This is a genomic window from uncultured Eubacterium sp., assembly GCF_934525195.1.
Classification (GTDB): domain Bacteria; phylum Bacillota; class Clostridia; order Oscillospirales; family Acutalibacteraceae; genus Eubacterium_R.
This window is the reverse complement of the sequence record NZ_CAKSZA010000003.1, coordinates 53,861-78,399: the sequence shown is the minus strand read 5'-3', so window position 1 is coordinate 78,399 and position 24,539 is coordinate 53,861. Positions and strand designations below refer to the sequence as shown.

The 24,539-nt window shown below is 43.0% G+C and carries 22 protein-coding genes; 9 read left to right on the top strand and 13 right to left on the bottom strand.

All coding sequences use genetic code 11. From position 1 onward, the window contains the following. Window positions 1–4: 4 nt before the first annotated feature. The 5 genes from remB to dnaA form a co-directional block, all read right to left on the bottom strand. Complete coding sequence (gene remB / locus Q0E03_RS03940; RefSeq protein WP_297129705.1) at window positions 5–238, bottom strand: extracellular matrix regulator RemB; 234 nt, start codon at window positions 236–238, stop codon at window positions 5–7. A 2-nt stretch (window positions 239–240) separates the two neighbouring features. Beyond that, window positions 241–1,332 carry a DNA replication/repair protein RecF gene (gene recF / locus Q0E03_RS03935; RefSeq protein WP_297129704.1) on the bottom strand — a complete coding sequence of 364 codons (1,092 nt, stop codon included), beginning with the start codon at window positions 1,330–1,332 and terminating at the stop codon, window positions 241–243. Then, window positions 1,322–1,570 carry an RNA-binding S4 domain-containing protein gene (locus tag Q0E03_RS03930; protein WP_078768639.1) on the bottom strand — a complete coding sequence of 83 codons (249 nt, stop codon included), beginning with the start codon at window positions 1,568–1,570 and terminating at the stop codon, window positions 1,322–1,324. The genes recF and Q0E03_RS03930 overlap by 11 nt, the downstream gene beginning before the upstream one ends. Continuing rightward, window positions 1,560–2,672 carry a DNA polymerase III subunit beta gene (gene dnaN, locus Q0E03_RS03925; protein WP_297129703.1) on the bottom strand — a complete coding sequence of 371 codons (1,113 nt, stop codon included), beginning with the start codon at window positions 2,670–2,672 and terminating at the stop codon, window positions 1,560–1,562. The genes Q0E03_RS03930 and dnaN overlap by 11 nt, the downstream gene beginning before the upstream one ends. Window positions 2,673–3,304: 632 nt before the next feature. Further along, entirely contained in the window at window positions 3,305–4,642 is a 1,338-nt protein-coding gene (gene dnaA / locus Q0E03_RS03920; RefSeq protein ID WP_294836011.1) for a chromosomal replication initiator protein DnaA, read from the bottom strand. 297 nt (window positions 4,643–4,939) lie between these two features. Here dnaA and Q0E03_RS03915 point away from each other — a divergent pair, with 297 nt between their 5' ends. From Q0E03_RS03915 to Q0E03_RS03890, 6 genes are all read left to right on the top strand, one after another. Next, window positions 4,940–5,863 carry an LCP family protein gene (locus tag Q0E03_RS03915; protein ID WP_297129702.1) on the top strand — a complete coding sequence of 308 codons (924 nt, stop codon included), beginning with the start codon at window positions 4,940–4,942 and terminating at the stop codon, window positions 5,861–5,863. Between the two features lie 36 nt (window positions 5,864–5,899). Further along, window positions 5,900–6,469: a GTP cyclohydrolase I FolE gene (gene folE / locus Q0E03_RS03910; RefSeq protein WP_078768643.1), complete on the top strand. Its 570-nt coding sequence runs from the start codon at window positions 5,900–5,902 to the stop codon at window positions 6,467–6,469. Between the two features lie 78 nt (window positions 6,470–6,547). Then, a complete protein-coding gene (gene folP, locus Q0E03_RS03905; RefSeq protein WP_297129701.1) occupies window positions 6,548–7,357 on the top strand; it encodes a dihydropteroate synthase in 810 nt (269 codons plus the stop codon). 2 nt (window positions 7,358–7,359) lie between these two features. Next, window positions 7,360–7,719 (top strand): dihydroneopterin aldolase, encoded by a 360-nt coding sequence (gene folB / locus Q0E03_RS03900; protein WP_297129700.1) that lies wholly within the window; start codon window positions 7,360–7,362, stop codon window positions 7,717–7,719. A gap of 16 nt (window positions 7,720–7,735) precedes the next feature. Further along, on the top strand, window positions 7,736–8,224 hold the full coding sequence (gene folK / locus Q0E03_RS03895; RefSeq protein ID WP_297129699.1) for a 2-amino-4-hydroxy-6-hydroxymethyldihydropteridine diphosphokinase: 489 nt from the start codon (window positions 7,736–7,738) through the stop codon (window positions 8,222–8,224). Window positions 8,225–8,314: 90 nt separating this feature from the next. Beyond that, window positions 8,315–8,497 carry a hypothetical protein gene (locus tag Q0E03_RS03890; protein WP_294836001.1) on the top strand — a complete coding sequence of 61 codons (183 nt, stop codon included), beginning with the start codon at window positions 8,315–8,317 and terminating at the stop codon, window positions 8,495–8,497. A 187-nt stretch (window positions 8,498–8,684) separates the two neighbouring features. Here the strand turns inward: Q0E03_RS03890 and fba are convergent, their stop codons facing one another. From fba to Q0E03_RS03865, 5 genes are all read right to left on the bottom strand, one after another. Further along, entirely contained in the window at window positions 8,685–9,548 is an 864-nt protein-coding gene (gene fba / locus Q0E03_RS03885; RefSeq protein ID WP_288313543.1) for a class II fructose-1,6-bisphosphate aldolase, read from the bottom strand. Window positions 9,549–9,708: 160 nt separating this feature from the next. Further along, window positions 9,709–12,129, bottom strand: a complete 2,421-nt coding sequence (locus tag Q0E03_RS03880) for a glycoside hydrolase family 3 C-terminal domain-containing protein (protein WP_297129698.1) — start codon at window positions 12,127–12,129, stop codon at window positions 9,709–9,711. A gap of 17 nt (window positions 12,130–12,146) precedes the next feature. Further along, window positions 12,147–13,742, bottom strand: a complete 1,596-nt coding sequence (locus Q0E03_RS03875; protein WP_297129697.1) for a ClC family H(+)/Cl(-) exchange transporter — start codon at window positions 13,740–13,742, stop codon at window positions 12,147–12,149. A 363-nt stretch (window positions 13,743–14,105) separates the two neighbouring features. Then, complete coding sequence (locus tag Q0E03_RS03870) at window positions 14,106–15,380, bottom strand: adenylosuccinate synthase (protein ID WP_297129696.1); 1,275 nt, start codon at window positions 15,378–15,380, stop codon at window positions 14,106–14,108. Between the two features lie 198 nt (window positions 15,381–15,578). After that, a complete protein-coding gene (locus tag Q0E03_RS03865) occupies window positions 15,579–16,754 on the bottom strand; it encodes a phosphoribosylaminoimidazolecarboxamide formyltransferase (protein ID WP_288528377.1) in 1,176 nt (391 codons plus the stop codon). 135 nt (window positions 16,755–16,889) lie between these two features. Here Q0E03_RS03865 and Q0E03_RS03860 point away from each other — a divergent pair, with 135 nt between their 5' ends. Further along, on the top strand, window positions 16,890–17,711 hold the full coding sequence (locus Q0E03_RS03860) for a RimK family alpha-L-glutamate ligase (RefSeq protein WP_297129695.1): 822 nt from the start codon (window positions 16,890–16,892) through the stop codon (window positions 17,709–17,711). Further along, complete coding sequence (locus tag Q0E03_RS03855) at window positions 17,708–18,436, top strand: RimK family alpha-L-glutamate ligase (protein ID WP_297129694.1); 729 nt, start codon at window positions 17,708–17,710, stop codon at window positions 18,434–18,436. The genes Q0E03_RS03860 and Q0E03_RS03855 overlap by 4 nt, the downstream gene beginning before the upstream one ends. A 174-nt stretch (window positions 18,437–18,610) precedes the next feature. On the opposite strand, the gene Q0E03_RS03850 is transcribed toward Q0E03_RS03855, so the two are convergent. Genes Q0E03_RS03850 through Q0E03_RS03840 form a run of 3 tightly spaced genes read right to left on the bottom strand, consistent with a single transcriptional unit; the run spans window position 18,611 to window position 23,029 of the window. Next, a complete protein-coding gene (locus Q0E03_RS03850; protein WP_297129693.1) occupies window positions 18,611–18,952 on the bottom strand; it encodes a hypothetical protein in 342 nt (113 codons plus the stop codon). Window positions 18,953–18,962: 10 nt separating this feature from the next. Beyond that, window positions 18,963–19,259 (bottom strand): metal-sensing transcriptional repressor, encoded by a 297-nt coding sequence (locus Q0E03_RS03845; RefSeq protein ID WP_297129692.1) that lies wholly within the window; start codon window positions 19,257–19,259, stop codon window positions 18,963–18,965. Window positions 19,260–19,273: 14 nt separating this feature from the next. Next, window positions 19,274–23,029 carry a phosphoribosylformylglycinamidine synthase gene (locus Q0E03_RS03840; RefSeq protein ID WP_297129691.1) on the bottom strand — a complete coding sequence of 1,252 codons (3,756 nt, stop codon included), beginning with the start codon at window positions 23,027–23,029 and terminating at the stop codon, window positions 19,274–19,276. Between the two features lie 239 nt (window positions 23,030–23,268). Here Q0E03_RS03840 and Q0E03_RS03835 point away from each other — a divergent pair, with 239 nt between their 5' ends. Continuing rightward, window positions 23,269–24,432: a PAS domain-containing protein gene (locus Q0E03_RS03835; protein WP_297129690.1), complete on the top strand. Its 1,164-nt coding sequence runs from the start codon at window positions 23,269–23,271 to the stop codon at window positions 24,430–24,432. Window positions 24,433–24,539 lie beyond the last annotated feature (107 nt).

Sequence of the window (24,539 nt, the reverse complement as noted above, 5' to 3'; positions counted from 1 at the left end):
CCATTTATTTGGCACGCTTGTTGAGTGTGCCCGTGTTTATCGGACTTACAAAAATATTTTTGTCCGTAACGACAAAGCATTTCGGCAAGTCATAGTTTACATAAATTACTCTTTTATCTTTTTCGGCTTTTTTGAGATAGTCCCTTGTCGCTTTGTTTACGGTCGAGGTGTCCATATCAAAAATACCGATAATTTCCTTATCTCTCACGAGGGTGTCCTCGCCTATGTGCAAATACATTGTCAGCCCTCCGAGAGTGCTCCGTTTGCAATATGAAAAGTTTTGCCTTTTTTCAGTCGAAGCACGGTTTCCTTGTCACAGCAGGTAATGAAAACCTGCAAATCTTTGATGTGGTTCAGAATATAATCCTGTCGTTTTTCGTCAAGCTCGCTCATAACGTCGTCAAGCAATGCAATCGGATTTTCGCCTGTCATTTCTCGAAGCAGACTTGCTTCCGCCAATTTGAGCGCAAGCACCGAGCTTCTTTGCTGACCCTGACTGCCAAAGGATTTTACGCTCCTGCCGTTAATCATAATTTCTATGTCGTCACGGTGCGGACCTTTGGTTGTCGTGTGATTGAGCACATCAATTTTTCTGTGGCTTCTGATTTTATTATACAGCCTTTGTTCAATATCATTCACATCATCCGTGTAAGTGTCTGCTCCGATATAAACAAGCTCAATGTCCTCTTTACCACCGCTGATGCCCTCAAATATGTCTTTAAGGTACGGTTTAATCGCCTTTAGGTACATAATTCGTTGATAAATTATTTTTGCACCCAAGTTTGCCAGGTTAATATCCCACACTTCAAGCATAGGTGCAACCACATCAACGCTCTCTGCATTTCTGAGCAAAGAATTTCTCTGAACAAGAGTTCTGCCGTAATTTTTCAGCAATGTACGATAATTGCTTTTTATTTGGCACAGTGCCCCGTCAATAAATTTTCGGCGTTCGTTCGGTCCTTCTTTAATCATATTCAGATGGTCGGGACTGAAAATAATCGTTTTGATTTCGTCACCGAGTTCTGCCGAACTTCTTTTTTTAATGCCGTTGAGGGTCACCGTTTTTCTGTCTTTAATGTTGATTTCGGCTGTTTGTTCTCTGCCGTTCGCAAAAAAATCGAGTTTCATTTTTGCGTAGTCGCAATCAAATTTAACAAGTTCTTTGTCCTTTGCACCTCTGAAACTTTTTGCACCGCTGAACAAATATATTGCTTCAAGCAAATTGGTTTTGCCCTGTGCATTTTCGCCCCAAATGATGTTCACATCATCAAAATCAACCGACAGTTCTTTTATATTTCTATAATTTTCAAGTGTAATTGAATTAATCTTCATTTACTATTGTATAGTCAACCGCAAATGCCGTTACAACATCGCCGTTTCTGATTTTTTTACCTCTTGCAGTGCAAACTTCGCCGTTCACACGGATAATTCCGTCTTGTATGAATTCTTTTGCCTGACCGCCTGTTTCTGCAATTCCTTTAAATTTAAGGAATGATTGCAATTGTATGAATTCGGTATTTATTTTTACCGTTTCTTTTTGATGTTCTGCTGTTTTTACCTTAATTCTCATTTTTTAACCTCATTGGAAGTACAAGGAAAATAAAGTTGTCTGCGTTAATAGGCTTGATAACCGCAGGGCTTACAGGTCCGCAAAGTTCAATCTTCACTTCATCTGTGTCGCTTGCGTGGAGTGCATCAAGCATAAATTTTGAATTAAAGCCGATTTCAACTCTGTCACCGGAAGTGTTTGCGTGTGTGTAGTCCACAACTCTGCCGAGGCTTGATACGGTTGACACCCTCATTTGGTCGCCGTCAAACAAGCATCTAATCGGGTTTTTCTGATTATTTTCAATAACCGGCAATGTTCTTTCAATGCAATCAATCGCATCATCTGTGTTGATAAGCACGGTTGTTTTTTGTACATTTGGAATTGCGGCTGTATAATCAATAAATTCACCGTCAAGAAGTCGGCTGATAATGCTGTAATTTTCAATTTCAAACACAATATGACGCTTGCTGATGAGCATATTCACGCTCTTGTCCTCTTCCAAATTGAAAAGTTTTGTGATTTCTTTAATTGTCTTTTTAGGAACAACAAAGTCAAGAGGTTCGCCGTTATAACTGATTTTTTCTTTTCTGATAGCAAGACGATAACCGTCAACACCAATCATTGTGATTGTATCGTCTGCAATTTCAAACTTTAGACCTGTGTAAACAGGTTTTGATGATTCGTTGTCTGCAACCGCAAATACAGTTTGACTTATCATTGAATACATAAGCTTTTGGTCAAGCTCAATCTTGTCACCGTTGTTAACAGACGGAAGTTCAGGGTAGTCCTCTGCGTCAATGCCCGAAATATTGTACTGAGCCGCACCGCTGATGATTGATACAGAACTACCGTTTGTTTCAATAGTAACTTCTTCATTATTAAGTTTGCGGATAATATCGCAAAGCACTTTTGCATTAATTACTATTGCACCCGGCTCAATAACGTCAACACTCATAATTGTGTTGATTCCGAATTCAAAATCGTAACCCGTAAGGCTCAATGTGTTGCTTCCGCATTCTATGAGTATACCCTCAATGGTAGGAATTGTTACCTTTGTGCTTACCGCTCTGATTACATTGTTGCAGGCAGACGATAATTCTTTTGTATTGCATATAAATTTCATACCGATGCTCCTCTTATATGATATAGCTATAAACGGCTAATTAATTTATTTTTTATCTATGTTGAAAATTTACAAGGCTATTTGCCTTATTTTGACTTTGGGAATGCAATTTGCTATCACAATATATCATTATTGTAGTAATAATATTAGAGGCGGTGCAAAATGTGTAAAACTCTCAAAACCGTTTTAAACAAAGCATTTTGCTCCAAAAAATTTTAACATACCGTTTGTGAAAAAAATGTTTAAAATGTGTAAAATTTTGGTTTTCCACCTACTGTGTGAAAAATATAAGTGTGGAAACTTAAAATTTTGTGGAAAATAATTGTAATAAATTATCTAAAACGCACCCTAAAATAATAAAGTATTATTGATACGTTGTAGGCTGTTGAGAAAGTTTCTGAATTTTGTTTTCTTGCGAGTGGGAGCTGTACGATGGTACCGCCCCCGAGCAAAAAACGAAAAACGCCAAAAGTGATGCAAACTCAATGTTTGCGGCACTTTTCTTTAAATAGTATTATTGAAACAATAATGTTTCGGGATAGGCTTGCCTATCCCCTATAAAATCACGCTGAAATAATTTTGGCGTGGTTCAGGGGCTTTATCAACAGTCTGGGGCGAACACAGTTCGCCTGTTATTCTTTTACATTATTGATTATGTCGCTGACCTGATATTCAAGTGCGGAATCGTTTTTCATTTTTTCTTCAAACTTTTCCACATTGTACATAACTGTTGAATGGTCCTTGCCGAACTTTTCGCCGATTGCCTTAAAACTCATATCGGTTACTTCACGGATAATGTAGAAGCACATTTTTCTTGCAATGGAAACATCGCTTGTCTGCTTCTTGCTGTAAATATCCTCAACAGAAACGCCTGTTGTTCTGCTGACTTCTTCAACAATGATTTTGAGCACATCACCGATTGGGCGAACATCATTTTGAACCGCCTTAATTGCACCCTGTGCAAGCGAAATGGTCGGTGTTTGCTCGCTGAATTTGCATATTGCGTGCAATCTTTTTGTGATGCCTTCAAGTTGACGAATATTTGTTTTGATGTTTTGAGCAATGTATTCAACAACATTGTCGTCCTCAATTTTAAAATCAAGAAGCTGTGCCTTTCTTTTGATGATGGCACATCTTGTTTCAAATTCAGGGGACTGAACATCTGCCAAAAGTCCGCTTTCAAATCTTGAGCAAAGACGTTCGGTGAGAGATTTAATTTCTTTCGGCGGACGGTCGGAGGTCAACACAATCTGTTTGCCGTTGTCAACAAGGCTGTTGAATGTGTGGAAGAATTCTTCTTCCGTCTGTGTTTTACCTGCGATGAACTGAACGTCGTCCACCAAAAACAAATCAATATTGTTTCTGTATTTGTTATGGAATTCGTCTACGGTTTTTTTGCCGAGACTTTCGATAAATTCGTTTGCAAAATTTTCTGCCTTAACATATGCAATTCGCATTTCAGGATAATTACGGCTGACCTCATAGCTGATAGCGTTGAGCAAGTGAGTTTTGCCCAAACCGCTCGAGCCGTAAATGAAAAGCGGATTGTAGTTGTAGTATTTTGCACCGTTGCTGATTTGACCCGCAGGGTCTGCCGCAATTGCTTTTGCCGCCGCATAAGCAAATCTGTTGCTCGGACCGACAATGAAATTGTCAAACGTAAAAGTTTCGTTTTTAAAATCGGCAAAGCTGATTTCCGTTTTTTGCTTCTGACTCATTTCGTCCTCAGGGCAATAAAAATTGATTTTAACTTCAAATCCGCAAATAACCATAAATGCTTCTTCAATCAATTTTCCGTATCTGCCGACAACCGTGTTTTTCTTAAACTCGTTGGCAAATTTGAGAGTTGCCTCGTTTCCGTTAAATTCAGTCATTTCTATCGGAGCAAACCACAAATTGTATGCTGTTTGATTTGTTTGCTCTTTGCAATAAAGGAGAACATTTTGCCATAATTCTTGGTATGTATCCATAAAATTCAATAATCTCCGTTATGTAAAAATTTGTTTTTATTAAAATATTAAAATGTATTTTGCTTAAAACAAGATTGAGACAATAATACATAATCTATTATAATAAATAAAAGACTTTAAGTCAATAAATATTTAAAATAAAATAATAATTATATACTTCTATAATATATATACTGTATAAGATGTATGAGCAAAACCAAACAAAAACGGCAGGGTCAACATCTTTCATTTTAGGTTGCAATTTGAATGTATTTATTTTATAATAAAATCCAATATAAAATATAGGAAAGACAGAATATGAAAATTTTTAAACACCGTGGTGATATTTATATCAGCAAATCAAACGGTAAAAAGAGCAGAGAAGAGCATATTTTGCTTATTCTGCTTGCGGTAATTGTAATATTTACAGTTGCTTTTTTCGGCATATTGTCGCAGAAATATTCGTCGGTCAAGGAATTTTTTGCAGGCGAAAATGTCACCGTCACCGAACAGGCAAATGCGATTGAAGAATTGCCTAAAATTTCCGGCAAAAGCAACTTTTTGATTATAGAAACAGATAACGAGGAGTCGGTCATTCACTTTGCATTTTTGGTGCAGGCAGACAAGGATACTCAAAGCTACAAGGTCTGCACTCTTTCGCCTAACACCGACATTGACGGTCAATCGCTTTATGATTTGTATTCGCTCGGCGGAGGAGCAACAATTCAAACAAAGTTAACCGCTTATTTCGGCGTGGACATTGATTACTACGCTTCAATGAAAACGGATGATTTCATCGAATTCGTCAACAAACTCGGCACATATATTTATCCGTCAACCGAGGCAATCAGATTCAGCAATGAAAATGAGGACGACAAATATTCGGTTCGTATCGGCAAAGGCGAACAAAAACTGTCAGGCTCCGAAACAGCCGATATTTTGCGTTATTATTCAAATGATATGGTAGATTATTCCAAAGCAAATCAAATTATCCTTTACGGGCTTACAGAGCTGTTTAACGCAGATAATTTTGAAAATGCCGAGGCAATATTCAGATTGTTCATTAACAGTTCAACAACAAACATCACGGTTCGTGATTTTCAGGATAATATTGACTCCCTTGAGGTCTTTTGCAAAAAGAACAGAGATATTGCGGTTTATTCGGCAAAGGTCAAGTATTCGCAGTCGAATGTCCTCACTCCGAAATCCGTGCAGGAAATCAAGGGTTATTTCAGCAAGTAAATATTGTTTTATACAAAACTATAACGAGGAATTATTATGATTACAGAAGAAAACAAGCAAAAAATTATGAATGCCGTTCGTGACATTCTTGAAGCGGTGGGCGAGGATGTAAACCGTCCGGGACTTATCGAAACGCCGAAAAGAGTGGCAAATATGTATGAGGAGATGTTTGCCGGACTTGACAGCGACGCAAAGCAACACCTCAAATTGTTTGATGAAAGATCAAATGACGAGATGGTCATTGTGCGTGACATTCCGTTTTCGTCAATGTGCGAGCATCATTTGCTTCCGTTTGTCGGCAAGGCACATATTGCGTATATTCCGTCGGATAATAAGATTATCGGGCTTTCAAAATTTGCGAGAATAGTTGACAATTTTGCAAAAAGACCGCAGGTTCAGGAGAGATTGACCTCGGACATTGCCGATTTTTTGGAAGAAAATCTTTCGCCAAAGGGAGTCGCTGTTATCGTTGAAGCGGAACACACATGTATGAACATCAGAGGTGCAAAGGCTTCGGGTTCGTCAACAATGACTTCCGCACTCCGTGGAATTATGAAAAAAGACGCACGCACAAGAGCAGAGGTTTTGTCCTTGCTTCAAAGATAAAATCAAATACGGCTCTCCTTAGTTTAGGGGAGCTGTCGCATTTTGTATATGAAATATTTTCGGCAGAAAGGTAAAGTTATGATTTGGAAATGTACGGACAAAAATATTGAATACGGTGACAGACCGCTTGTTATGGGCATTGTGAATGTCACACCCGACAGTTTTTCGGACGGCGGCGACCATTTTTCGCCAGAATCGGCGATTGAATGTGCTCTCAAATTGGTAGAGGACGGAGCCGATATTTTGGATTTTGGCGCACAGAGCACCAGACCCGGCTACACCGAGATTACGCCTCTTGAAGAATTGGACAGGCTTGAACCGATTATTTCAAAAGTCAGAGCACAGACGGATGTGCCGATAAGCATTGACACCTATTTTCCTGTTGTTGCGCTTAACACGCTTGAATGGGGCGCAAACATCATCAATGATGTCAGCGGTGTTGTAACCAAAGAGATGGCAAATGTTGTGAAAAATAACCAAGCGGGTTGGATAATTATGCACAACGGAGCAGGCGGAGTTGATGAGGTTAACAAATTTTTCGTTGAATCCGCACAGCAGTGCGATGCACTCGGAATTGACAGGGCACAGATTTGCTTTGATATGGGAATCGGCTTTGGCAAGGACAGATTGCAGGATTTGGCTCTGATTTCCCGTGTAAGCGACTATAAGGTTGACGGATACCCTCTGTTACTCGGAACGAGCAGAAAGCGTGTTATAGGCGAGTACGGCGGCGAGAGCGTGGCTAAAAACCGTGATTACGGCAACATAGCAGCCGATACGGCGGCAATTTTGGGCGGAGTTGATATAATTCGCCTGCACAATGTAAAAGCCGAAAAACAGGGCATAGATATGGCGTACGCAATCAAAAAAATGCAAAGTAAAGGATAATTATGGATAAGATTTCAATCAAAGGCTTAAAACTTTTTGCCTACCACGGAGTGAATCCGGAGGAAAAAGAAAACGGTCAAAATTTTGTTATAGATTTGGATTATTATGTAAACATAAACAAGGCTTGCCAAATGGATAGCCTTGACGACACGGTGAGCTATGCAAAAGTTGTCAAAACAATTCGCCGTGTGTTCATCGCAGAAAAATATGATTTAATCGAAAGAGCGAGTCAGGTTATCGCAGATGCGGTGCTTGATGAATTTGAGGACATTTTCAAGGTTGAAGTGACTCTCAAAAAGCCGGAAGCACCAATCAGCGCCGATTTTGATTATGTTGCGGTTTCAATCACAAGAGAAAGGTAATACAAGGTGGAAAATTATGACTTATGTTCTTGCACTCGGCACAAATATCGGCAATCGCAAAGAAAACATCGACAATGCGGTTGAATCGATAAATCTTGTGCCTAAAACTTCGGTTATCGCTTGCTCCTCAATTTACGAAACAGAGCCTGTCGGCTATGACGAGCAGGACGATTTTTACAATGCGGTTGTTCTTGTTGAAAGCGAGCTTGACCCTCACGAAATGCTCGGCGTGTGCCTCGGCATTGAAGCAGGTTTTGGCAGAATAAGAGTGATTAAAGACGGTCCGAGAGTTTTGGATATCGACCTTATTTTTGCGGAAGATAAGGTTATAAACACCGAAAATCTTGTTTGCCCTCATCCTCGATATTCCGAACGCAGATTTGTTCTTGAACCGCTTTTGGAGTTGTTCCCGAACGGCGAATTTTTTGGAAATAAATTCCTTAAATCGGCGGAAGAAATTGACGGTCAGTTCGTCAGAGTCGCAGACAAAATCGATATAAAATAAAAAAATTACCTCTGTTATTATTACAGCCAAAAGCACAAACTATTATTGCCGATATGGCAAAAACGCTGTAATGAAAACGGAGGTATTTTTATGAATGTCAGAACATCAAGAATAATGATGAAGTGCGTCGGTGCAACGCTCGCAATTTGCTCGGTGATGGCAGTTGCAGGCGGTTGTTGTTCAAATTCCGCTTCGTCATCAACCAAAAAATTTATGAAAAAAACGATGAACAAAATGTCGGATATAGTTGACACCGTTGCATCGTTTATGTAAAGTTTGCCTCCCCTTAAATGTAAGGGGAGGTGGATTTTTGCAAAGCAAAAAGACGGTGGGGTTTTATCTTACTAAAATTAACCCCTCAGTCAAACCTGCGGTTTGCCAGCTCCCCTTGCAACAAGGGGTGCCTTGATAAGTAAAAATAGCTCCCCTAACCATTAGGGGAGCCGAGATAGGTTTAACCTTATGCCTTGTTTACAGAACCGAAGAGTTCCATCTTTTCCTTAACCTTGTCGCAGATTGCCTGTGCACCAGGAGCGAGGAGTTTACGAGGGTCGAAGCCCTTGCCTTCCAAATCCTTGCCTGCTTCGATGTAAGCACGGGTTGCTTCCTGGAATACGAGCTGGCACTCTGTGTTTACATTAATCTTTGAAACGCCGAGGTCGATAGCCTTCTTAATCATATCGTCAGGAATACCTGTACCGCCGTGAAGAACGAGTGGCATAGCGCCTGTCTTTTGCTGAACAGCATCAAGAGTTTCAAATGAAAGACCTGCCCAGTTTGCAGGGTACTTACCATGGATGTTGCCGATACCTGCAGCAAGCATATCAACGCCGAGGTCTGCAATCATCTTGCATTCGTTAGGGTCAGCACATTCACCTGCACCGATAACGCCGTCTTCTTCACCGCCGATTGCACCAACTTCTGCTTCGATAGAAAGACCGAGGTTGTGAGCAACATTTACAAGCTCTGTTGTCTTTGCAACATTCTCCTCGATTGGATAGTGTGAACCGTCAAACATAATTGATGTGAAGCCTGCCTTGATGCACTTGTAGCAGCCTTCGTATGTGCCGTGGTCAAGATGAAGTGCAACAGGAACTGTGATTCCGAGTTCTTCGTCCATAGCCTTAACCATAGCCGCAACGGTCTTAAAGCCTGTCATATATTTGCCTGCACCCTCTGAAACACCCAAGATAACAGGGCTGTTGAGTTCTTGTGCTGTGAGAAGAATAGACTTTGTCCATTCAAGGTTGTTAATATTGAACTGACCAACTGCATAGTGGCCTTCTTTTGCTTTTTTAAGCATTTCTGTAGCGGAAACTAACATAATTTTACTCTCCTATATTGTTAAATTTTGAGTATTCCTACTCATTCGATTATAGTATAATACATTGATAAACAAATATCAACCTTTTTTTATAGTTCAGTTTGAGGCGAACGCAGTTCGCCCCTACGCTTTTTGTAGCGACGCAGTTCGCCCTACGTTGTTATTCAATTTCCATAACGGATTTGAGTATCCATTTTGCACTTTGTTGAACCTCGCCGACAGTGATACCGAACGGCTTGCCGAGTGTTGCAAACAATGTGCCGTCGGGTCTGCCGTTTGTAACTCTGTCACCGCCCGGCATAAGCAGGTTTACACCGCTTCTGACTCTGTATGCTTGGTCACGCATTTTTGGGAATTCAATGCTCTTTGACGGGTGCATCCACCAGTCGGTCATAACATTGCCCTCGTAGCCCCATTCTCTGCGCAAAACGGTCACGCAGGTGTCGTAGTTGTAGTGACTCCACACGCCGTTAATTTTGTTGTATGAGGTCATTATGTTTTTAGGTTTTGCCTCTTTTATGCAGATTTCAAAAGGTTTGAGGTAGATTTCACGCAACGCTCTTTCGCTGACTTGCGAATTGTTTGTTGTGCGTGCAAGTTCCTGATTGTTGCAGGCAAAGTGCTTTGGGCACGCCGAACCGCCGAGGGATTGAATACCTTTTACGCAGGCACTTCCCATTTTTCCGCTCAAATACGGGTCCTCCGAGAAATATTCAAAGTTTCGACCGCAAAGCGGATTTCTGTGGATATTCATACCCGGAGCGAGAAGTACATCACTGCCCTTTTCTTTCATTTCTCCGGCAAGGACTGTGTATATTTTTTCAACAAGTTCGGTGTTGAATGTGCACGCAAGAAGTGTGCCGATAGGAAGCAACGAACAGCACGAAACAAGTCGAATTCCCGACGGTCCGTCAGTTGTGCAAATCGGTTTTATGCCCTTGTCACGCAGGCTTTCAAGCACTCCGCCGTAAACGCCCACATTGCCGTTTGCTCCAAGCGGAGAATTGATTTTGTAGTCGCCTCTTGTGATTGCTTCAAGTTCAATGTTGTTGAGCTGTGCCACAAATTCGTCAAGTGTTGCCTTGCCGTCTTTTACATCTTGAAGCTTGATTCCCTTGTCGCCCGTCTGTTCAATGTCGGCAGGGAGATTGTTGAGAATTCTTGTTGCAAGGTCGTATTTTTCCTTTGCAACCATTTTTGTGCTGAGGAAGTAATTGCCGTGCTTTTCTTCCGCACGCCACACAAGAAAATCGGTTTTTGGTGCACAAACTTGCTTCAACTGTTCCCAAAGTTCGGTGTTTTCCTGATAATATGTAAACACTTTTTCGGTGTCACGCACATTTTTGCCGACATAAAAATCGTATTCGCCTTTTTGCGTTACATACGAACTTGCGTTGTTTGTCGAACCGCAGTCGTCATACGATGTGAGCTGATACATATCAACGCTTATAGTCATTTTTTGACTGCCGTTCGGCTCGATAAGTTCGGTTTTTGCAAAGCCGACAAGCTCTCTTTTAGGGTTGCCGAGTTTTCCGCAAGGCTTGTTGAGATAAAGTTGCACAACTTCCTTGCCTGCAACTTCGCCCGTGTTTGTAACGGTGAACTCAAATTCAAAGCCGTTGTCAACAGCTTCTGCCTTGTCGCACTTGATGTCAAAATCCGTGTAGCTCAAACCGAAGCCGAAAGGATAAAGCACTTTTTCCTTTGCAAAACTCTCAAAATATCTGTAGCCTACAAAAATATCCTCGGTGTATTCGTTGGTTTTTTTGTTGCCGAACTGTGCCGATGACGGATAATCATAGTAGTTTTTTGCAATGGTGTCGGTCAGTCTGCCACAAGGGTTGACATTTCCGCAAAGCAAGTCGGCAACAGCGTTTCCGCTTTCCATTCCGCCCTGCCAAGCGTACATAACAGCGCCGATTTTTTTGCCGTAATGCTTAACCCAGCTCATATCAATGATGTTGCCGACATTGAGGATGACGATTACCTTTTCAAAATGGGCGGTGACAAGGTCGAGCATTTCGATTTCCTCGTCATCAAGATAATAACTGCCGTTTGCAAGGTCGCAATCTCTGTCCTCGCCCGATGAACGACCGATTGTGACAACCGCCGTGTTGCTCTCTGTCCTTGCAGATGCAACAATCTCGTCAGTCAACGGCATTTCTTCGTATCTCAGCGGCCAATGTGCCCAGTATCCGTGAGATACAGGGTTTTTCTCTCGCCATTCCATATAAATGTTGTGCAGGGTGTAGTTGAGATTCAGCTTGTTGCAGTTTTCAATTCCCTGTGCAATGTCAATGTTGTACGGTCTGATTACATCTCCGCCGCTTCCGTAGCCGACAAAAAAGTAATCTTTGTATGTTCTGCCGAAAAGCGACACGGTTGTGCCCTCTTTTAACGGCAAAACATTGTCATTTTTCAACAAAACCGCACCCTCTGCCGCTGCTTGACGGGCAAGTTCCGGCATACCGTCTGTTATTGTTTTTTCAACATCGGTATTTCCGTTTTCGTCTTGCGAAACAGAGGTGAATTTGGTCACTATTTTTCCGATTTTGTCGTTGAATTTTTCTTTAAAGGTCATAGCATTTCTCCTTTGGATTATGCAGTTGTTGACGGTTTGTATTGGTCCTCAAACAGTTTCTCAAGGTGCTCGCTTGTTTTTGCAAGTCGCCTCTGCGAAACCAAAAATACTATTTCATCTCCGGCATTGAGCACAACATCACCGTTTGGCGTTATGCTGTCCTCGCCACGCTCAACCGTGATGATGAGAGCGTGTCTGCCCCAATCAATGTCTTTGATTTTTTTGTTTGCAAGGTCGCTTCCTGTCGGAATAACAAAGGACTTGATGATTTTTTCTCTTTTGGCAATGTCTTTTTCTTTGATTTCTTCCGGAGTAGTCGAAAGTCTTGCAAGCAAAGCTTCGTAAATCGGCTCACTTCCCATAAGGTCGGACACCGCAAAGCTGATGAGCGCAACGGTTACGAGCGGAAGCAGGTTGTTCATATTTCCTGTCAACTCAAACACCAAAACAATGCCCGTAATCGGGCTTTTTATTGTAGCCGAGAAAAATCCTGCCATACCGATAACGGCAAATTCCTGCCACAATTCGTTTGGAAGCCCCGAAATGTTGAGTGCAATCATACCGAATGACGCACCGAGATATGTGCCCAAAATGCAAAGCGGATAAAGTGTTCCGCCCGGCGCACCGCACGCAAAACAAATTGCGCCAAATAAAAACTTTGCAACAAGCAGAGTGAACATCACACCGAATCCCGGCTTTTCGTTCATCAAAAACTCAACCATTGAGTGTCCGCCGCAAAGCACCTGTGGGCAGATAAGACCGACAATTCCGCTGAAAACGAAAACAATCGGAAGTTTTACATTGTTCGGAATATTTTTCAGTCCCTTGAAGCAGTCCTGAATTTTGAGCATAATTTTTGTATATCCAACACCCGAAAGTCCAAGAATGATTCCGAGCAAAATAAGAATCCAATAATATTTGAGCGGGAATGTAACGGTGCTGTAGTTGAAAATTGTGTTTTGACCGAAAAACATTTTTGACACAAAGTCGGCAATAACGGTCGAAACAATTCCCATACAAAGAATGTTTTTGTCAAAAGAATGATGAATTTCCTCCAGCACAAACATAATTCCTGTAAGCGGAGCGTTGAACGCAGCCGCCATACCTGCACCTGCACCGCAGGAAATCATACGAAGTTCGGTTGTTTTGTCTGCCTTTGTGATTCTTGCAACGCCCTTTGCCGCCATACCGCCAAGCTGAACGCTCGGACCTTCTCTGCCGAGTGAAAGACCCGCAAACACCGACGCAGTTCCGCCGATGAGCTTTGCAACAAGTACCATCCACCAAGACGGCGACATTCTGCCTTTTACTTCACCCGTAACTTGCGGAATACCAGAACCGCCGGCAGCAGGCTCCCATTTGATGATGTACGACACAAAAGTGCCAATCAGCCATAAAATGCCAAACCAAATTGCAATTTTCCACCAGCTACCGTGAATAAAGGTTAAAACCTTGTTGAGTCCGTCCTCCGCTACGGACAACATATATCGGTACAGTACTGCAATCAAGCCGGCAACCAAGCCAACCTCAAGCCCTCTTATCACAAGAAAGAATGCTTCGCTGTTTTTTGATTCAATTTTTCTAATCGTGTTTAACTTCTTTTGCTCTCTCATACCTATATTATATATTTTAAGATACATTATTTCAACAACAATTTATTATTGGAAAAGTATTATTTTATTATAGGAAAAGTGTTTTTGATGGATAACAGGCTGTTGAGAAAGGTTCTGAATTTCGTTTTCTTGCGAGGGAAGATGTATATAAATACCTCGACTGAGCAAAAAACGAAAAACGCCAAAAAATGCTGTAAGTATCAAACTTACAGCATTTTAAAACCCCACCGTCAACACTTCGTGTTGCCACCTCCCCTTATAAATAAGAGGAGGCATAATTCGGTTAATTATATTTTGGCGTGTTTCAGGAACTTTATCGACAGTCTGAGGCGAACACAGTTCGCCCCTACGAAATATTTAATTTTAGTCTCTGTAGATGATTGCTTCTCTTTCAGGGCCGTTTGAAACCATATTAATCTTATGGCCGAGTTCGTTTTCAATAAAGAGAACATAGTCCTGTGCTTCCTTTGGAAGCTTGTTGAAGTCCTTGATGCCTCTGATGTCGCAGTGCCAGCCTTTGAGTGTTTTGAAGACAGGCTTTGCCTTTTTGAGGACAGGAGTTGTCGGGAAATCCTTTGTGATTTCGCCGTCAATATCGTAGCCGACGCAAACCTTGATTTCTTCAAGATATGAGAGGCAGTCGAGAGCAGTCATAGCAACTTGAGTTGCGCCCTGACATTCAATGCCGTAGCGAGAAGCAACGCAGTCGAACCAACCGACTCTTCTCGGTCTGCCTGTTGTTGCGCCGAATTCGCCCTTGTCGCCGCCGTGGATACGGAGTTCCTGAGCCTCGTCACCGAAAATTTCAGAAACAAATTCACCTGCGCCGACTGCAGAAGAATATGCCTTTGTTACAACAACAATGTCCTTAACCTCGTGAGGCGGAATGCCTGCACCTACACAGCCGTAGCCTGCAAGTGTTGATGATGAAGTAACCATTGGATAAATGCCGAAGTCAGGGTCTTTGAGAGTGCCGAGCTGACCTTCAAGCAAGATGTTTTTGCCGTCTTTGAGTGCCTGTGCAATGTACTTGTGAGTGTCGCAAACATATGGTGCAATCTTTTCTCTGTACTCAACACAGGTGTTGTAAAGTTCTTCTTCGTTGAGAAGCGGTTTGTGGTAAACATGCTCAAGAGTAAGGTTCTTGAGTGTGCAGATGTTCTTAAGCTTTGCTTTGAGAGTTTCGTCATCGAAAAGCTCGTTAACCTGAATGCCGATTTTTGAATATTTGTCTGAGAAGAAAGGCGCAATACCACTCTTTGTTGAACCGAATGCGTTTTTGCCGAGTCTTTCTTCCTCGTATGTGTCAAGTAAAATGTGATATGGCATAAGGATTTGTGCTCTGTCGCTTACAAGAAGCTTTGGATTAAGTCCTGCCTTTTTGATATCCTCAAGTTCAGAAATAAACTTGTTGATGTCGAGTGCAACACCGTTGCCGATGATGCAGGTTGTGTGGTCATAGCACACACCTGACGGCATCAAGTGAAGTGCAAATCTGCCGTGTTCGTTGATGATGGTGTGACCTGCGTTTGCACCGCCTTGAAAGCGAATAACGATGTCGCTCTTTTCAGCAAACATATCTGTGATTTTACCCTTGCCTTCGTCGCCCCAGTTGGCGCCTACTATTGCTCGTACCATTTTTATTCTCCTTAGTGATAAATTGGTGATTTTTATATAAATTTATATTGGTTGTTTAACCCTACCGTCAACACTTCGTGTTGCCACCGTCTCACCTACCGGTTCGGTCGGTGCTTCTGCATTAAAAATGCAGAGGTCTCCACAGGAGACCCGCACCCCTTACAATAAGTGGAGGCTAAATAGGTTTGATGAATATAATTAGTGATGGAACAAACGAATTCCTGTCATTGCCATTGCGATGCCGTACTTGTCGCAACATTCGATAACATTCTCATCTCTGACCGAACCGCCCGGCTGTGCAATGTACTTAACGCCCGACTTAACGGCACGCTCGATATTGTCCTCAAACGGGAAGAATGCGTCCGAACCGAGTGCAACATTGTCCATCTTTTCGTGCCATGCGGCTTTTTCTTCTGCTGTGAACGGTTCAGGCTTAACTGTGAAGTATCTCTCCCAAACGCCGTCTTTGAGGAGTTCCTCGTAATCGTCCGAAATATAAAGGTCAATAGCGTTGTCTGCATCGCACTTTCTGATGCCGTCAATAAACGGAAGATTGAGAACTTTCTCGTTTCTTCTGAGCCAAAGCATATCTGCCTTTGAGCCTGCCATTCTTGTGCAGAGAATTCTGCTCTGCTGACCTGCACCGACACCGAGGGTTTGACCGCCCTGTGCGTAAACAACAGAATTTGACTGAGTATATTTGAGTGTAATCATAGAAATGAGCAAGTCGATTTTTGCGATTTCGGGAATTTCCTTAACCTTTGTAGGCATATCGTCAAAAAGGCTCATAGTGATTTTTGCATTGTTGCGCTTTTGCTCAAACTTAATGCCGAAAACCTGCTTTGTTTCCATCTCCTCAGGAACATAATCGCTGTCCATTTGGATGATGAGGAAGTTGCCTCTGCGCTTTGATTTGAGAAGCTCAAGTGCTTTTTCGCTGTATGACGGAGCAATGATACCGTCCGACACCTCTTTCATAAGAAACTGTGCAACGGATTCGTCACACTCGTCGGAAAGAGCAACAAAATCGCCGAATGATGATTGTCTGTCTGTGCTTCTTGCTCTGACATAAGCCTGTGCAATCGGAGAAAGCTCAAGACCGTCGGGAACCATACAAACCTTTCTGTCTGCTTCGTCAAGTGGCTGTGCAACTGCTGCGCCTGCCGGAGAAACATGCTTGAAGCTTGCGGCACTCGGAAGTCCCGTTGCTTCTTTTAATTCTCTGACAAGTTGCCACGAATTGAAAGCGTCAAGCAAATTGATGTAACCTGCCGCACCGTTAAGAACGGTGAACGGAAGCTCTTTGCCGTCCATATGAATTCTTGCCGGATTTTGGTTTGGGTTGCATCCGTATTTCAACTTATACTCTGTCATTACTACACTCCTATAATTTTAGATAGTTATTCTATAATAAAATTACCATAGGTTATTATTGTACAATATTTTGTTGAAGTTTTCAAGTGAGAATGATACAATATTTAAGACAATATGTAGAAAAGGGGCGAGGCAATGCACGGCTTTTTGGTAGTTAATCACTATTTGCACGGCGGAAAGTACAACGAACTGCACGAGCATTTGTTGAAAACAGCTAAATTAAAAGGTGTAGATTTGGAGATTGTGACCAACGAAAATGCGGTTTTTTTGGACGAAAAACCTGATTTTGTGCTTTTTTGGGACAAGGACACAATTCTTGCAAAGGCTTTTGAAAACAGGGGCGTTCCTGTTTTTAATTCGTCACGCTCAATCGAAATTTGCGATGACAAGGCGAAAACCTACCTTGCCCTTGAAAATAAATTCAGCCAGCCGAAAACAATCATTGCACCGCTTTCGTTTTTTGCCGTGGATTATTCACAGTTTGTCGGCAAAGCGGTGGAAAAACTCGGATTTCCCGTTGTTTTTAAGGAGCGTTGCGGTTCGTTCGGTGAGCAGGTGCATTTGTGCCGAACGGTTGACGAGGTGATGAATTGCATCAACGGCAAGCCGTTTCTTTTGCAGGAATATGTTGAGTGCAACAATTCGGATGTAAGGCTCGAAGTTGTGGGCGACAGGGTGGTTGCGAGTATGAAGCGAAGCAACAAAAACGACTTTCGTTCAAACATCACAAACGGCGGTGTTGCCGAGAAATACACCCCGACCGACAGCGAAATTGCCACGGCGGTTGCAGTGTGCAAAGAACTTGGATTGACTTTTGGCGGAGTTGATATTTTGCCAAACGGTGCGGTGTGCGAGGTCAATTCAAATGCCCATATAATCAACATTATGAACGCAACGGGCGTGGATGTTGCACCGTTGATTTTTGACGAGATATCAGAGAGAATTAAGCAGATATGAAAACGATTTTGGTTTATTCACTCGAAGAAGCGCAACGTAATTCTTTTGTTGTGAAAAAATTTGAGGAACAGCTTGGCGCAGATCTTGTTGACCCGACAGAGAGGGTGCGGGCGGATGTTGTCATCAACCGAAGCAATGATTTTGCGGTTGCAAATTATTACAGCAAAATGGGGGCAAAGGTCTTTAACGGTGCGGAATTTACCCGTCTTGCAAACGACAAACAGGCAAGCTATGATTTTGTGCAAAAATGTGGAATTGAGATTATGCCGATAAGGTATTCAACCCCTCCTTTTGTGAAAAAACCGAAGAATTCTCACGGCGGAAACGGTGTTGTGATGTGCCACAGCGCAGAGGAATACGATGAAAATCAGGTGTGCCAAAAACCTGCTTCCGACCTGGGTCGAGATTTGCGAGTGTGGGTGCTCGGCGGAGAAATCGTCACCTCGATTTTGCGTGTGTCGGATACCGATTTTCGCTCAAATTATTGCCTCGGCGGCAGGGCGGAACTGTATGATTTGTCAACCGAAGAACGAGAATTGGTGCAAAAAATCATTGATTATGCCACTCCGCTCGGTGCACACTATTACGGCGTTGATTTTGTGTTCAATCACGGCAAAGCGGTGTTCAACGAATTTGAGGACACTGTCGGCGCACGAATGGTCTATGACCTCACCGACATTGACATTATAAATAGGTATATAGAATATATAAAAAATAATATATAATTAAACGGCTCCCCTAATGGTTAGGGGAGCCTTATTTTTTGCCTCCCCTTGAAGCAAGGGGAGGTGCTGAGTGCAACGAAGCGGTGGGGTTTTATATGATAACCCCTCAGTCGTACTAAAGTACGACAGCTCCCCTAACCATTAGGGGAGCCGTATTTGTGTTATATCAAAATTTTACGCTAACAAAAAGTATCCGAGCACGCCGTAAACTGTGGAGAGCATAACAAGGATGTTTGCGACAGCACTTGTTTTGCCCTTGGCAATGCGGATGACTATGCCGACAGCGGAAATTATCAGTCCGCACCAAGCAATGATGACCTCACGCATATAGTTGTCGGGCAGAGAGGTGGCACTGATGAATGTTACAAGCACATTGAGTGCAACCGCAAGCCAAAAGAATATGATGTGCACGGTTTCGTTGCCCTTTGGTTTGAACATAAATATTGATGTGATTACAAACGAAAAGGCGATTGTAATTTCCAATATAAGCATTGGGCTGAGTGCTAAAGTAGGCATAGCTTCTCCTTTATTTCATAAATTTGTCAATCGCAGCGTTGAGTTCGGCAATCATATCCGTGTCGCCGTCCTCAACAGCGTGAACAATGCAGTGTTCCATATGGTCTTTCAGTATCACCTTGCCGGTGTTGTTTATTGCGGATTTGACCGCTGCCAACTGAATCAGCACATCACTGCAATCCTCGTCATCGTCAACCATTTGCTTGACCTTTTGCAAGTGACCGATGGCACGGGCAAGACGGTTTGAAACCTCACGCCTGTGCTCCTCGGAATGATGATGGTGATGTCTGTGCTTTGAATCACTCATATTGTACCTGCCGATTACTTAAAGTATTTTACACCGCTTTCAAAGAGAAGCATATCCTTTTTAAACGGAACATTCTTGTAGAGATTGTCGCCCTTACGCTCACAGTGACCCATCTTGCCGAGTACACGACCGTCAGGTGATGTGATACCCTCAACTGCGCAAACAGAGCCGTTAGGGTTGAACGGCATATCGGCAACAACTTCGCCGTCAAGGTTAACATACTGAGTTGCAATCTGGCCGTTTTCGATAAGTTTCTTCATCACATTTTCGTTTGCAACAAATCTGCCCTCGCCGTGGCTGATAGGCACTGCAAACATATCGCCTGCATTTACGCTTGAGAGCCAAGGTGACTTAACGCTTGTAACTCTTGTGTATGCCATAGAAGAAATGTGTCTGCCGATTGTGTTGAATGTAAGAGTCGGGTCGTCCTCGTTGATTGTCTTGATTTCGCCGTACGGAACAAGACCGAGCTTGATGAGTGCCTGGAAGCCGTTGCAGATACCGAGCATCAAACCGTCACGACAGTTGAGAAGTCTTTGAACAGCCTCGCTGATTTTCGGATTGCGGAATGTTGTTGCAATGAACTTGCCCGAACCTTCAGGCTCGTCACCGCCGGAGAAACCGCCCGGAAGCATAATGATTTGGCTCTTTTCGATTTCTTCAGCCATTTTGTCGATTGTTTCGTTGATGGCTGATGATGAAAGGTTGTTTACAACAAGAACGGAAACATCTGCGCCTGCTTTTTCAAATGCACGGGCAGAGTCAACCTCGCAGTTTGTGCCCGGGAATGCAGGAATGAATACTCTCGGCTTTGCAATTTTGTTCTTTGCAACAAAGATTGAACGCTCCTTGTAAAGAGGCACATCTTCGTACATTTTTGCCTGTTTGCCGGAATCGGTTGGGAACACCTTTTCAAGTTTGCCTGCCCACGCTTCAATGAGGTCGTCACAGGTGTAAACCGTGCCGTCAATGATGAATACGCTGTTATCGTTTGTAGTACCCAAAACAACGCCGTCAAATGCGTTTTCGTCTGCAAGTTCAAGCACAAAACTGCCCTGAAGCGGTGCAAACAAATCCTTGCTGTCAAGGTTTTGAGCAAAGGTGAAGCCTGTCTTGTTGCCGAATGCCATTCTGCAAACAGCACTTGCCGAGCCACCCTCTCTGACTACGCTTGCCGAAAGAACTGTGCCGTTCTTGATTCCCTCTGCAACAGCGATCATAAGGTCGAGAGCTTCGTTGTATTTTGGAAGTCCTGTTGCTTCGTCAATAGGAAGTTTAACAAGTTTAACGGTTGAGCCGTTCTGCTTGAACTGTGCAGATGCGGTTTCGCTTGCCTTGCTGATTCCGACTGCAAATGAAACAAGGGTCGGAGGAACATCAAGGTCGTTGAAACTGCCGCTCATTGAGTCCTTACCGCCGATTGACGGAGTGTTGTAGCCGATTTGAGCGGAAAGTGCACCCAAAAGTGCCGCTGTCGGCTTGCCCCAACGCTTTGGCTCGTTGCCGAGTTTTTCAAAATATTCTTGGAATGTAAGTCTTGCGTCTTTCGGATTGCAACCTACTGCCGCAAGTTTTGCAAGTGATTCCGTAACAGCGAAAGCTGCCGAATGGAACGGTGACCAGCGTGAAATCTTTGGCACAAAGCCGTAAGACATAACTGTTGCCGTGTCGGTTTCGCCCTCAAGAAGCGGAATTTTTGCAACCATTGCTTCTTCGGGTGTGAGCTGATATTTGCCTGCATAAGGCATAAGAACGGTGCTTGCGCCGATTGATGCGTCAAATCTCTCAACAAGTCCCTTTTGGCTTGCAACTTCAAGTCTTGAAAGGTTTGCTTTGAGTGCCTCTGCGTTGCTCATATTTTGAAGTTCCGACGGAACTTCGTCACGGTACGAAACATTGTCAATGCTTGCGATTTCGGCATTTGCGTGCTGAACAACACCGTTTGTGTTGAGGAAGTCACGGCTGAGGTCAACAATCTTGTCGCCTCTCCAAGTCATTTCAAGTCTGTTGTTGTCCGTAACCTTTGCAACGATTGTTGCTTCAAGGTTTTCTTCATTAGAAAGTGCAATGAACTTTTCTGCGTCTGCCTTGTCAACAACAACTGCCATTCTCTCCTGTGATTCGGAGATGGCAAGCTCTGTGCCGTCAAGACCCTCATATTTCTTTGGAACAGCGTCAAGGTCAATTTGCAAGCCGTCTGCAAGTTCGCCGATAGCAACGCAAACACCGCCTGCACCGAAGTCGTTGCAACGCTTAATCATCTTTGATACTTCGCTGTTGCGGAACAAACGCTGAATTTTTCTTTCTGTAGGTGGGTTACCCTTTTGAACTTCCGCACCGCAGGTTTCGATTGATGAACTGTCGTGTGCTTTTGATGAACCTGTTGCACCGCCACAGCCGTCACGACCTGTGCGACCGCCGAGGAGAATGATTACATCCTCGTTTTGCGGAACTTCACGGATAACATTTTCTTTTGGTGATGCACCGATAACAGCGCCGATTTCCATACGCTTTGCAACATAGCCCTCGTCATAAAGCTCTGTTACCTGACCTGTTGCAAGACCGATTTGGTTGCCGTATGATGAATAACCCTGTGCCGCACCTGTGGTGATTTTTGCCTGCGGAAGTTTTGCATCAAGAGTTTTTTCAAACGGTGTTGTCGGGTCGCCTGCACCGGTAACTCTCATTGCCTGATAAACATATGCTCTGCCTGAAAGTGGGTCACGGATTGCACCGCCGAGGCAGGTTGCAGCACCGCCGAACGGTTCAATTTCTGTTGGGTGGTTGTGAGTTTCGTTTTTGAACTGAACAAGCCACGGTTCAACTTTGCCGTCAATTTCAACATCAACGTTAATGGAGCAAGCGTTGATTTCCTCGCTTTCGTCAAGGTTGGTGACAATGCCTCTCTTTTTGAGTACCTTTGTGCCGAGGCAAGCCATATCCATAAGGCAAACAATCTTGTCTTTTCTGTCGCCGTAAACTTCTTTGCGGAGTTCAAAATATTGCTCAAGAGCTTCTTCGATAGCCTTTGAATATTTGCCCTCGTCAATCTTGATTTCGTCAAGCTGGGTGGCAAATGTGGTGTGACGGCAATGGTCAGACCAATATGTGTCAATAACTTTAAGTTCTGTGAGTGACGGGTCACGGTTTTCGTCATTCTTGAAATAATCACGAACCCAGCACAAATCCGCAATGCTCATTGCAAAGCCCATTGATGCGTGGTATTTTGCAATTTCTTCATCGGTCATATTGATGAAACCGTTTATGCGAACGATATCAGCCGGAACATCACTCTTGATGTCGAGTGTTTCAGGCTTGTCCATAGATGCAAGTCTTGATTCAACAGGGTTGATTACATATGCCTTGATTTTGTCGAACTCGGCATCTGTGATGTCGCCCTTAACTGCGATAACCTTTGCCGAAGTAACGGTTGGACGCTCACCCACTGTGAGAAGCTGAATGCACTGTGCCGCACTGTCCGCTCTTTGGTCGTATTGACCCGGGAGAAATTCGGTTGCAAACACTTTCCATTCAGGTGAAAATGTGATTTCCTCATAATAAACATCGTCGAGGTTAGCTTCGCTGAAAACACCCTTAACGGCTGCTTTGAAGCTTTCCTCAGACAAACCCTCTGCGTCATATCTGTTGATGATGCGCACTTCTTCAAGTCCGGTTATGCCAACATTGTTTTTTAGGTCGTTCAACATATGAACAGCCTCAATGTCGTTACCTTTTTTCTTCTCTGCGAATACTCGATAAACCTTGCTCATAAACTTGCTCCTATTTATATAAATATTTAGTGTATAATATTTTATCATATTTAATAGTCGATTACAACGATTTTTCACCCCTTTTTTACAATTAGTCCCTTTTTATGCCGATTTTATAATTTATTCCTAACTTATAGTTAAAAAATTGTGAACATTGTTTCTTTTTTGTCATAGGTGTGCTATAATCAAAATATAGTTTAAGGACTATGACTATTAACAACGGAGTGTATCCATTTATAATGTTAGACAATACTGATGAACTCGCATTTGAGGTTGAATTCCTCTCTTGCGTTGTTGATAAAAAGAAGGACTTTGAGGTCGTTGATGCAGACAGTCATTTTTGCGAATTCGTCGGCATTCACTATTCCAAGATTAAGCAGGGCAAACTGTCGCTCCTCGACATACTTGTTCCGCAGGACAGAGAAGATGTGATGACTAAGATTTGCAAGAAAGATTCACCTTATGTGTATTTTGACTTGTACCTTAAGGATAATTCCTCTAAGTATAATTTTGTTCACGCTACTGCCAAGAATAATGAGGACAGTTCGCTGTGCCAAATCACTTTTGCCGATGTCGGCAAGTCCGAAAAAAAGAGCAAGCAACTTCGTGAAAAGGCAAAAACCATGAACCATCTCATCGATTTTGTAACGGGCGGTGTTTGCTTGTTCAAGGTCAATTCCGATATGCGTTTTGAAGTGCTTTATGCAAACGAGGCGTGTTGCAAATTCTTCGGCACAACCAAGCAGGCTGTGTCGAGGGACAGTTACCGAATCAGCGACCTTGTTCATCCCGATGACAAGAGCCGTGCCCTCACCGCAATCGGCGGTGCAATGGCAACCAAAAAACCGATTGATATGGAGCTTCGCATAATCACCCACAAGGATGAGTATATGTGGGTCAAGTTCAATTCGGATATTCAGCGCTACGACAAAAAGGATAAGTGCCCGATTTTTCACGCTGTGCTCACCGATATAACTGCGCTGAAAGCCGCTGAAAAAGAGGCTGAAACGCAGAAAGAGATGCTTCTCAAAGTGCTCAAAAGTGTTCCGGGTCCGATGTTTTCAACTTCGTATGACGAGCCGTTTTTGCTAACCGTTGCAAGCAGCGATTTCCTAAAACTCATTGGCTATTCCAGAGCCGAATTTTTTGAGGATTTCGGCGGCGATTTGACAAAATTGATTGTTCCCCGTGAGGTGGAAGTTGCCCGTCACGCAATCGAATCCGATATGGAAAACGACAAAAAAGTTTTGCGTGCAACCTACTCGCTCCGCACAAAAAGCGGCAAGCAATTGATTGTTCTCGACAGGCGAAAAATTGTTGAACTCGACTCCGGCGAAAAGTCGCTCATCGGTATGATCAGCGACATAACCTCCAAAAATTTGGATATGTATTTTGAGTCGTAAATTTACCGATTAGGCTCCCCTTGTTGCAAGGTAATTCCCCCGTTAATCGGGGGAAATGTCTGCAACGCAGACAAAAGGGGGCGTCTACGCAGTAAAGCTGTCGTGCT